This is a genomic window from Leuconostoc mesenteroides subsp. mesenteroides ATCC 8293 (genome assembly GCF_000014445.1).
GTDB lineage: Bacteria > Bacillota > Bacilli > Lactobacillales > Lactobacillaceae > Leuconostoc > Leuconostoc mesenteroides.
The window spans coordinates 1,666,712-1,677,500 of the sequence record NC_008531.1; the positions used below are offsets into that span (position 1 = coordinate 1,666,712).

Here is a 10,789-nt window from a genome sequence, read left to right on the forward strand (position 1 = left end):
TAAGCATCTGCTGAAATAGAGCTATCAGGCACCATCAACATTTCTAGCCTAAACGCTGAGTAAACTGCTCCTGGATTGAAAGAAACCCATTCCCGTTATCGTTAAGGATAACTTCAACAACTCGCATTGTTATTAGGACTTCCTCCTAATCTATATACGTAGTATAGCATATAAACGCTCCGATTGCAAACGCTTACATTTATGATATATAAACCACCTCAAATGACCAGAAAAGCCAACTCAACAAATTGTGAGTTGGCTTTTTACTAACTGCTCCACTTGGATTCGAACCAAGGACCTGCGCATTAACAGTGCGTTATTCTACCACTGAACTATGGAGCAATGAAATAAACAATGATTAAATTATAATGTATTAATTATTAGTTGTCAACATATTTTTCAGAAAAAAATATGTACTTTCATAATACAATTTTAATAATAAAAAATCCCCAACAGACAGGACTATATCGAGGAATTTAATTTCAATCGTCTGTTGGGGGTAGTAATGTTGTGAACAAACATTACTATTTTAGTATAGCCACTACTTTAACAATTATTCTAAAAAATGTTAGGTTACTTATCAAGATGAACGTTTCTCAAAAATACTATGATTAATTTGTATCGGAAATTTATCCCCGCAATTTTCGAACATTAAGGATCATTTAACTTAATTATTCGTAAAAAAGCTGACATTATTTCTGCTTGTCGTTTGTCAGTATGTTACAATATCATCAGTACAAATTAAGGAGCTATCATGACATCACGTAAAATCCCTTCAATCATGGGAACGCAACATCCAGATAATGCTAATGCGCCATTCTGGGAAAGTTCTCAGCAACCATTTATCAGTGCCTATCGAGAAACCGGTGAAGCATTTGAAAACTTTAATGAATTAAATGTCGATGAGTATATGTGGGATTGGGAAGGTAAACATGCTGATGCAGCTGTCATTGATCGCTTGTTTAGCACAGAGTATGATTATTTCAAAGATCATCAAATCGGTCGTGACAAGTTTTTAACTTTCCGTTTCCCTAATATTTGGGAAGAAAAAGGCTACAACTTAATGCAAGCGATGACTGCCTTCTTAAGTTCTGAAGACTTCGCCCATGATCTTGGATTCTCTCGACCATTATTTGAAGCTATTCTGCCAATGGCACAGCGTGCAGACCAAATTTTGAAAATGCAAGTTTTGTTTGAAAAATTAGCAAACTTCAAATCAGCAGAATTTACTCGCTCTGATAAAAACACACCCTATATTGAAATGATCCCTCTTTTTGAGGATTTTGAAACGCAATTACATGCACCTGAAATTTTAAAGGAGTATTTAAACCTCCACGAAGAACATTTTGGCTTCCGACCAAAATATATGCGTGTATTCTTAGCCGGATCGGATTCTGCTTTAACAGCTGGATTTATGAGTTCAATTACCGGTAACAAACTAGCAATTGCGCGACTTCATGAGTTTGCTGAAGAAGAAAACATTGAAATTTTCCCAATTTCAGGAACCGGATCAGCAATTTTCCGTGGTGGTTTATCTCCACACCGCATCGATCGCTACGTAACAGAATTTCCAGGAGTACGCACAGCAACTGTTCAATCAGCATTCCGTTACGACTTTCCTATTGAAGAAGTGCAAAAAGGCATCGCTGAATTAAAAGAAAAATTGCCTGTTGCAGAACCATTAAAAATTTCTCTTGATGATCAAAAGATTTTAACTGAGATAGCTGAAGAGTCCGCTAAGTTTTATTCTAATACGCTAGACAATTTGGTTCCTAGCATGCAAGCGATTTTCAAGGCGTTCCCAAAGCGTCGTGATCGCCGTCAACACGTTGGTGTTCTTGGATATTCACGTTCAGTTGATGGCATCGAATTACCAAGGGCCATTAACTTCACTGGCTCATTCTACTCAGTCGGTGTCCCACCAGAATTTATTGGTTTTGGGCGCGCATTGAAGCATTTAGATGCTGATCATTTGAGCGTATTTGTTCGCTCATATCCTAGCATGAGCAAAGACTTTAATGAATTAGCACGCTTCGTTAATATGGATGCTTTGCAAATTCTAAAAACTCAAAATTCTGCTTGGGCCGAAGTTGAAGAAGATATTCTCATCATGCAACGTATTTTCAAGTTTGAAATTGGTCCTCAAACGCGCGAAGAACAACAACATGCTGAAATTGCACTTCAAGTAGTGCAATTTAAAGATGGTGCTCCAGTTGCCATTACAGCCCTTATTAACCGCATGGCACAATTACGACACTTCCTTGGATAAAAAGCCTAAACAGGCTTTTTTTATTTGCTCTCAGTTCGCCTTAACATTGAAATTTTGATACAATGATACTAATTTGTTTGAAAGCAAGAGTCAAAATATGCCAGATTTCCACATTATTAATATAGTACAAGATAAACACCAAGATATACAATCTGCAGATTTTGTCTCTCACGTGAAAAATTCACTGAAGTTTTCTTCGTGGTATGAGGCTACATTTGACGCAGAAATAACTTTTATAGCAAAAAAACTGGCCAAAAACCTACCGGATGAATCATCAAATCATGTTATTTTAGTACTTGGCAACGACAACACCTTGAATGCAGTATTAAATGGACTACTTAGTGTCGAGCGCCAACATCAACTTCCTATTAGTTATATACCTTTGGATCTCCATACTAATTTTACACCCGCGCTCCATCTCAAAGATAAGACAAACATCTTACCTCAATTGCAGCAAATTCATCATCCTAAATTTTTAAATATTGGCAAAATCTGTGGTGATATACCCAAACAGCAGACCAAATATTTTATTAGTAGTGTTGGCATTGGTTTTGATACTGCACTAACCGAATACAAGAAAAATAGTATTAAAAATACCAGTCCATTCAAACTTAACGTATTAAAGAATCATTTTTTGACCACTAAAGCCTTCTTTAATCAGAAAAGTTTTCCTGTAACGATTAACGCTTGCTCGGAATATTTGCAACTACCAAACTCCTTCCTACTAACCTTAAAAAACAAAGCAACTGCAACATCTACTACTGGCAACCTGCCAGAAACTTCGATAGAAATTATTGTGCTTAGGAAAATGAAGATGATGCAATTTGTCACGGGTATTATTTTCAATCATAAATATTTAAGATCAAACATCATACATCACGTTAACCTATCCCCTGGAGATGCTATTCATGTTCACGATATTCAACCTGGACATATTGATGGCGGACTACTTGGAAATGGTAGTTTTTCATTTAATGTTGATCAACAGTCTTACCCATTTTGGATTTAAATTGCAAAATAAACCCACTAACCTAAGTTAGTGGGTTTATTTAATAGATTGAATCTTGATGAACGTTCAGCTTGCCCAATTACCGTCGTAATCACACGTTTTGAAACAAGATTTTGTCCAAATTCTAATACTAAATCATCTTTATAATATATTGCAGCAATTGCACTAACTAGGGTGGGTACAATGCTGTTAGAATGACCATGAATCAAAGATTTTTCAACTGCTTGCGTGTAACTATCACTATTCAACAAGCTCCAAATAACCGCCTCCAATGTTGGCGAAGCTTTACCATTTAATTCGATTTTATCAGCTGGTATATTTGAAAAATCAGGTAGATTGAGATCATAAAACGCAGTCAGTTCATTCACAAAAACTTGGTGGCGAGAATAATACTCAAATCCAAATGCTAATCCATTTTCTACGGCATCAGATATCAAATGCCCGTCCAATATTTGACTGACAATAAGGCTGAGCATCCCCACACTGACCAGAGCACCTTCGTCATTGTGCGTTAAACCCGCTATTCTATGTAACATCAGCATGGCTGGTTCATCATTAATAAAAGAAACCCCTACTTGATGATATAAATAGAGAGATACTGGCAGCATACGTGATAGTATATTTTCACTATCAGCATCATCAGTACCAATTCCTGCTGCCAATATGTCTCTATTTTTAGTATAGTTTTCTAACGCCTGCTTGGTCACAACATCCACATCTTGAATTGTTCCCATTGGTGCATATTGGCGCTTTTTGTACCAGTTTTGCAGATGAATCATTACATCTGCTAACTGATAACCTCGTGATAAACTAGCGGTTGTTGTCAGTGCCAAGCTTGTCTGGGTACCCCATCTCAGCTCATGATCTGACTCACCTCGTAACAATTTTTCCTGTTCACGAACTGGCAAATAGGCAATACTTTCGCCTACAGCCATTCCTTTCAACAAAAATTGAATTGTCGATCCTTTTTTAACCATATTTCATTTTATCATGAATTAAAGTAAGTTTTTGATTTCTTTCACCTTATCTAATGATTCCCAAGGAAGATCGATATCCGTACGTCCGAAATGTCCGAATGCAGCTGTCTGCTTATAGATTGGACGACGCAAATTTAAGTTGTTAATAATAGCTAATGGTCTGAAGTCAAACAATTTAGTTATAATTTCATTGATTTTTTCTTCAGAAACTTTGGCTGTACCAAATGAATCAACATTCAGTGATACAGGGCGTGCAACACCAATTGCATATGATACTTGCAATTCCAACTTATCAGCGACCCCAGCCGCAACCATGTTTTTTGCAACATAACGAGCATAGTAAGCGGCAGAACGATCCACTTTTGTAGCGTCTTTACCTGAAAAGGCACCGCCACCATGATGGGCAGCACCACCATAAGTGTCCACAATAATTTTACGTCCTGTTAATCCTGAATCGGCTTGTGGCCCACCTAAAACAAATCTTCCAGATGGATTAATATAATAAATCGTGTCTTCGTCTACCAAATCTTGTGGTAATACTTCATCAATGACATGTTTACGAATATCAGCTCGCAATTGCTCTAGTGTGACTTCGTCATCATGTTGTGTTGAAAGGACCACAGCAGCGATGCGCTTAACTTTATCATTATCATCTAATTCAACTGTTACTTCACCTTTAGCATCCGGTCTTAGATATGGTAAAATTTCGTTTTCACGTGCATCACGAATCTTGCGCATTAAACGATGCGACAAAGCCAACGTCAATGGTAAATAACTGTCTGTTTCGTTAGTAGCATAGCCAAATACCATACCTTGATCACCAGCTCCAAGTTGGTCTGGATCATCTTCTGCATTATCGACAGCTTGTGCAATATCCCCTGATTGCTCAACAATTTTATTAGAAACGTTAACTGAATCGGCAGTAAATCCTAGTTCAGCATGATTATATCCAATTTCACGAATTGTATCTGTCGCGATTTTGCGAATATTAACATAAGCATTCGTGGATAATTCACCAAAAATGGATACATCTCCTGTTGAAGTAGTCACTTCAACCGCTGAACGTGCTTTCGGATCTTGTTCGAGAACTGCATCTAAAATAGCATCAGCTATTTGATCAGCTATCTTATCTGGATGCCCAGCAGAAACTGATTCCGATGTGAAATACTTTGCCATGAATACTCTCCTACGTTTGGTCGTCACCTTTGAATCAAAATAAAAAGCTAAGAGTCGCATAAAAAAGCGCGTTCGACAAGCATAGTCGAACGCGCTAACGTGACGACTATCTGTACAGATGGACCACCATGTCAAAACTGATGAAAATACACTCTCGTAGCTGCTTTTCGTTATTTTGCCGGTTGGTGCAGGGTCATTGTGCTGTATCACTCGCCTACTCTTGATAGCTGTTTTAAATTGTATAGACAATCATATCAAATGGTTCATTAAAAAGCAAATAACGTTTAAAATATTTCATCTGTAACTATGTCGTTATCAAAACGACAACTTTACAATTCAAATTTACGGTACAATATTAGTCATGGAACAAGATTATTTTCAACAATCAAATATGGCCCATCGCCTGCCAGATGGCCGTTCAATGCCCCGACGCTTAAGCAATGATGCTCAAGACAAACGAAGTTTTGAAAATTTTTATCCGATACATTTTCGTGACCGCCGTTTTTGGATACCACTGTCTGTAATCGTGATTTCCCTAAATATTATTTGGTGGCGATTACCCCTACTCCATACCCAATCTCTTCAAGGTTCCATTACTTGGCAAATTGCACCATTATTTTGCTATACAATAGCAATAGCAGTGGGTATGGCGCTTATGATGACTCAGAACTTCCGTAGTCTGATTAGTTATATTTTTTTTGCTGTTGGTAGCTTGTTCACATTTAGTTCATTAATTCAATCAAGACATGAAATATTCGTCCTATTATTACTCTTATGTGTCTTCTTAGTCATCGTTCAACAACTCTGGCTTGGTTTACAAAATATTCTAGGATTAATTTTACTGGCCGTTCTAGCGACGTTCACAGTGCCTATTGCTATTTTTTATGTACAAAATAATTTTGTAACCGAGAAATTTATTTTGCAATTATTACCCATGTTTTTTAGCTTTATTTTCTATTTCAATCCCATCTTAATGCCAAATCCCGATGGTAGGAAATTGAGTATTTTAACACTTGGTCTATTCTGGGTTGTATTGTTCAGCCATCATGTTGGTGTCAGCACTATCTTTGTTGTACTTTTTAGCTTATTGGCTTTTGTACTACAGTTTATGAAGGCTAAGTTGGGTAATTGGCAGAATATGGGCTATATCTTATTACAAGCTTTCTCAATGTTATTGTTATATCATTAAAAAAAGAACACAGACGTGTTCTTTTTTTGCTTACAAATACCAATATTACTTCAATGATAACCAGCCTTCAATCATCTCTGTTAACCTAAGTTCAGCCGTCTGTCCTTTTAGCCAGACTAATCCAGGTATTTGATGACGCAAATAGGTTAATTGTCGCTTTGCGTACCGCCTAGAATCTTGTTGCAGTTGATTAATAGCTTTATCCAAAGTTACCTGATCGCGTAAGTAAGGGAAAAACTCCTTATAACCGATGGCCTTCCCTGATTGTAGTTTTTCCCCGCCAGCGTCCAGAATTGTCTGTGCTTCCTTCAACACGCCATCTTGAACCATTTGTGTAACACGGTGATTGATACGTTCATAAAGTAGCTCACGGGGCCAATCAAGGCCTATAACCAACGCATCATACTTTGGCCGTTGTGTTAATTTTGCATCTTTTTTCCCATATTTTGCAATTTGAATTGCCCTAATAACGCGTTGCTTGTTTTTTAAATCTACTTTTTGAGCACGATTAATATCTAAAGATTTTAATTCTACAACTAATTTGTCTAGTTCATAAGCATTTAATTTATGCACTTCTTCCGTATCGCTTGCGGCGTATTCTAGTTCTTGAAAGCCTAACAAAGCTTTAACGTATAACCCAGTGCCACCCACAATAATTGGTAATTTTCCTCGTGAAATGATATCAGCGATCACTTTATCTGCAGCAATAATAAAATCGCCCACAGAGTAATTAGCTGTTAAATCTACAATGTCAATTAAATGATGCGGAACAATGTTTTGTTCCTCTTTAGTCACTTTGGCAGTTCCGACGTCCAAGTTGCGATAAATTTGCATCGAATCAGCTGATACAATTTCACCGTTGAGACGTTGTGCCATCTGAATAGATAAGCTGCTTTTCCCAGAGGCTGTTGGCCCAGTCAACACTACTATTTTATTCATTAACTTTTTGTATCTCCTTACGTATTCGACAGGCCAACGCTACTTGATTTGTGATGATTCCTGGTAATTTTGCTTTGAATACAGCGCGCATATCTTCTTCCTTGTCAACCGTCCAAGGGCGAATGGGCAATCCTATACGCCAAAATAATTTTGGCTTTCTTTTTAGTATTCTAATATCAGGATGTACAAATTTAAATACACCAATAAGTTTTAACCACCAAACTTTGGGCGAAGGCCAGAATACTAGTGCAGCGATTTTAGCATTAGGTTGAAGCTTCCGTATTATTTTTAATGATTTTAAATTGAAGCTTTGATAAGTAATACCATATGTCGGATCAAACTGATTCACTAAATTTAGAACTTCTTGCTCAATGCCTGGATAGTCAATATGATCTGTTTTTATTTCTAAAAGTAGCGTTTTACTAAACCTTTCATTTTTTAAAAAAATTAATAATTCTTCTAGTGTTGGGATTGAAACATTATTCATCATTGGCTGTTTATAACTGCCTGCATCCAACATTTTTATTTCTGCTAGAGTTAGTTCCTTTACTAAACCAGTCCCATTGGTTGTTCGATCTACTGTTTCATCATGGATAACTACAAGATACCCATCTTTAGTACGATGTACATCAGTTTCAAGCATATCAATATCATATGCCAAGGCTGCCTCAAAAGCAGGTAGTGTGTTCTCTGGAGCAACGATTCGATATCCGCGGTGTGCTATTATTTCTGTCATGTTTTACCCAATCATAGTTATTTACAAATGCGCTGAAATGGTTGATAATAGTACTTAAAGAAACTTAAGAAAGTGGAAAAAATATGAAATCATTTAAATTAGGTGTTATCATTGGAACTTTTGGAACAGCTGCTGCAGTTGCTGGAAGTGCTTTAGTATATCGTCACAAAGTCATCAAGCCTATTGAAAAGGCAGAAGAAGAGTACAATGAAGTCTCTAAAGCAGCTATCAGAAGAAGCGTTGCTGCACATCAATCACGATACTAAGAAAAAGAACCGCACTATTGCAGTTCTTTTATTTTGTCTTTTTACCTTCATAACGATTAAAACCGCCTCGTAATATGAAAACCTTATCTTTTTCAAAACCTTGTTTGCTTAATGATTTAGCAGCTCGCACAGCGTCACGAAGGTTATCATCGTATAAAAAAATATCGCGATCTTTACGCAAACCAGATTTTCCCTGCAAAAAATTCATAGCAACAATGTTTCGAGATCCTAAAATGTGTGATCGTTTATACAACGTACTTTCACGTACGTCAATAATTTGGCCATTATCGGCTTCTAGTTTTTCAGTAAATTCAATGGGCTTTAACAATGTCCCATGCATTTTTGCCGAGACAAACACCCAAAGCCAACCAGCAAATGAAAACAGAATCCATGCAAATGCAATTGTCGCTACCAATAATAATATGTTATTCATATTTTTCCTCTTTAACCTCTTAAATAATCTTATTTAATTGTACCAAAAAAAAACGCTTTGTAGCGTTTAAGAAAATAAACTTTTAATTTTTTCAAGTGCCTCATGCTTCAATATAAGTTGTCCATGTTCATGCAGAACCTCATGTGTAACATGGCTGATACGAGAAAATTCTAAAGCAATTGCCAATTCATTTTTTAATTGTTCTTGACTGACAGAATGATCCGGAACTAATAGATTTAAATAATACGCACCCTCATACAAATATAGGTCAGAAACTAAATTTTCGATTTTAAGGCTATTCGCAATAGCAATAGCATTCTCAAAATCTGATAACGCCAATATTACTTGCGTATTTTCAAAGTTCTCTTGAGAACCATCTTTATGATCACTTGAAGATACTTTTGATTTCACAATATCTCCTTTATCTGATTGACGCAATTCTTGACGTCTCTTGTCAGAAATATTATCAATATTTGCCGGTTGCTTACTAGAAAAATTAGTAATATTATCTAATATGTCAGAAATTTTGTTTTCTTCATCTAGTCGTGAAATGAATAATTCCAATCCATTACGGTTTGGTAAAATTTGAAACGAAACTTGATCATCATCTTCAAAATCATGCTCAGTATCTACTTCAGACAAAATATTATAAAAAAAAGATTCGATTTTTTCATGATTACCTAATAATTCCATTACAGTAATTCCACGATCTTTTAAATCAGAATTATCAATCATAACACGGATTGTATTTTCATTAATTCTTTCCTTTTCCATATTAATATTCCTTTCAAAATTTATAGATCAGAGCTGATATTTCATTCAAAAAAATCTCATACTTCTTCAACAACTAAGTTCTTCGCTTCTTCCTCAAAGTCAGCCTTATATGTTGCACGAATTAATTCGCGCTGCCGCACAGTCCGTGGCAAAAAGCGACGAATTTCATCCTCATTGTAACCCACTTGCATGCGCCGATCATCAATAATTATTGGTCGCTTAAGTAATGAAGGATATTCCACAATCAATTTAATCAACCCATTTATAGTAAGATCCTCTAAACACATATCTAAATTTGCAAAAACTTTTGAACGTCTAGAAATTATTTCATCCGTATCATCTTCAGTTAAGCGCAACATTTTACTCACTTCTTCTGCTCGTAATGGTTCTTTACTTAAATTTCTTTCAAGGTAGGAAATATTGTGTTCTTCCAACCACTGCTTCGCTTTTCTGCATGAGGTACAACTCGGTGATAAAAATAATGTAACCATAAGAATGTTGACCTCCCAAAAATCTTAGTAATTACATTATACCGTAATTACTGACCAAAGTACATGAACCTGGTACAATCAACTTACAAAAAAGAAGTACCTCAAATGAGATACTTCTTTTCTATGTACGGCACCGCATCGTCCTATCCTCGCAGGAAGCGATCCTCCAACTACTTTCGGCGCTATAGAGCTTAACTTCTGTGTTCGGTATGGGAACAGGTGTGTCCTCTATGCTATCGACACGACACCTTGAGTGTTAGCCACTCAAAACTAAATAGTAACAAATTCTTCTTCTATCCTAAACCACTCATAATTGCTTATTCGAATATTTCTATCCGTTAGACTTTGGTTAAGTCCTCGACCTATTAGTACTAGTCCGCTCCATTGATCACTCAACTTCCACTTCTAGCCTATCTACCTCATCATCTCTAAGGGGTCTTACTCTATTAAATAGATGGGAAATCTCATCTCGAGGCGAGTTTCACACTTAGATGCTTTCAGCGTTTATCTCATCCATACATAGCTACCCA

The 10,789-nt window shown here is 36.5% G+C and carries 11 protein-coding genes, 1 tRNA gene and 2 rRNA genes (1 of these 14 only partly in view); 4 read left to right on the forward strand and 10 right to left on the reverse strand.

What is annotated here, in order from left to right; genetic code table 11:
• Positions 1–270 precede the first annotated feature (270 nt).
• Positions 271–342 (reverse strand) — tRNA-Asn (locus LEUM_RS08245).
• Between the two features lie 412 nt (positions 343–754).
• Between LEUM_RS08245 and ppcA the strand changes: the two genes are divergently transcribed.
• Positions 755–2,269 (forward strand): phosphoenolpyruvate carboxylase, encoded by a 1,515-nt coding sequence (gene ppcA, locus LEUM_RS08250; RefSeq protein ID WP_011680311.1) that lies wholly within the window; start codon positions 755–757, stop codon positions 2,267–2,269.
• Between the two features lie 97 nt (positions 2,270–2,366).
• Positions 2,367–3,278 (forward strand): diacylglycerol kinase family protein, encoded by a 912-nt coding sequence (locus LEUM_RS08255; RefSeq protein WP_011680312.1) that lies wholly within the window; start codon positions 2,367–2,369, stop codon positions 3,276–3,278.
• 17 nt (positions 3,279–3,295) lie between these two features.
• On the opposite strand, the gene LEUM_RS08260 is transcribed toward LEUM_RS08255, so the two are convergent.
• Both LEUM_RS08260 and metK read right to left on the reverse strand, forming a co-directional pair.
• The gene (locus LEUM_RS08260) at positions 3,296–4,255 is read right to left on the reverse strand and encodes an ADP-ribosylglycohydrolase family protein (protein ID WP_011680313.1); all 960 of its coding nucleotides are present in this window, start codon (positions 4,253–4,255) and stop codon (positions 3,296–3,298) included.
• 18 nt (positions 4,256–4,273) lie between these two features.
• Complete coding sequence (metK, locus tag LEUM_RS08265; RefSeq protein ID WP_011680314.1) at positions 4,274–5,431, reverse strand: methionine adenosyltransferase; 1,158 nt, start codon at positions 5,429–5,431, stop codon at positions 4,274–4,276.
• 361 nt (positions 5,432–5,792) lie between these two features.
• Here metK and LEUM_RS08270 point away from each other — a divergent pair, with 361 nt between their 5' ends.
• Entirely contained in the window at positions 5,793–6,620 is an 828-nt protein-coding gene (locus LEUM_RS08270; protein ID WP_002815396.1) for a hypothetical protein, read from the forward strand.
• 45 nt (positions 6,621–6,665) lie between these two features.
• Here the strand turns inward: LEUM_RS08270 and miaA are convergent, their stop codons facing one another.
• Together miaA and LEUM_RS08280 are read right to left on the reverse strand one after the other, a co-directional pair.
• A complete protein-coding gene (gene miaA, locus LEUM_RS08275) occupies positions 6,666–7,559 on the reverse strand; it encodes a tRNA (adenosine(37)-N6)-dimethylallyltransferase MiaA (RefSeq protein ID WP_011680315.1) in 894 nt (297 codons plus the stop codon).
• The gene (locus tag LEUM_RS08280) at positions 7,552–8,295 is read right to left on the reverse strand and encodes a glycerophosphodiester phosphodiesterase family protein (RefSeq protein ID WP_011680316.1); all 744 of its coding nucleotides are present in this window, start codon (positions 8,293–8,295) and stop codon (positions 7,552–7,554) included. The genes miaA and LEUM_RS08280 overlap by 8 nt, the downstream gene beginning before the upstream one ends.
• Positions 8,296–8,378: 83 nt before the next feature.
• On the opposite strand from LEUM_RS08280, the gene LEUM_RS08285 reads away from it, so the two are divergent.
• On the forward strand, positions 8,379–8,561 hold the full coding sequence (locus tag LEUM_RS08285) for a DUF3042 family protein (RefSeq protein WP_002815399.1): 183 nt from the start codon (positions 8,379–8,381) through the stop codon (positions 8,559–8,561).
• Positions 8,562–8,589: 28 nt separating this feature from the next.
• Here LEUM_RS08285 and LEUM_RS08290 read toward each other — a convergent pair whose 3' ends face one another.
• The 5 genes from LEUM_RS08290 to LEUM_RS08310 form a co-directional block, all read right to left on the reverse strand.
• Positions 8,590–8,994 (reverse strand): rhodanese-like domain-containing protein, encoded by a 405-nt coding sequence (locus LEUM_RS08290; protein WP_011680317.1) that lies wholly within the window; start codon positions 8,992–8,994, stop codon positions 8,590–8,592.
• Positions 8,995–9,060: 66 nt separating this feature from the next.
• Positions 9,061–9,768 (reverse strand): adaptor protein MecA, encoded by a 708-nt coding sequence (locus LEUM_RS08295; protein WP_011680318.1) that lies wholly within the window; start codon positions 9,766–9,768, stop codon positions 9,061–9,063.
• A gap of 56 nt (positions 9,769–9,824) precedes the next feature.
• Positions 9,825–10,259 carry a transcriptional regulator Spx gene (gene spx, locus LEUM_RS08300; RefSeq protein WP_011680319.1) on the reverse strand — a complete coding sequence of 145 codons (435 nt, stop codon included), beginning with the start codon at positions 10,257–10,259 and terminating at the stop codon, positions 9,825–9,827.
• Positions 10,260–10,389: 130 nt separating this feature from the next.
• Positions 10,390–10,506: ribosomal RNA gene (rrf, locus tag LEUM_RS08305) — 5S ribosomal RNA — on the reverse strand.
• 98 nt (positions 10,507–10,604) lie between these two features.
• Positions 10,605–10,789, reverse strand: a 23S ribosomal RNA gene (locus LEUM_RS08310) (it continues 2,731 nt past the right edge of the window).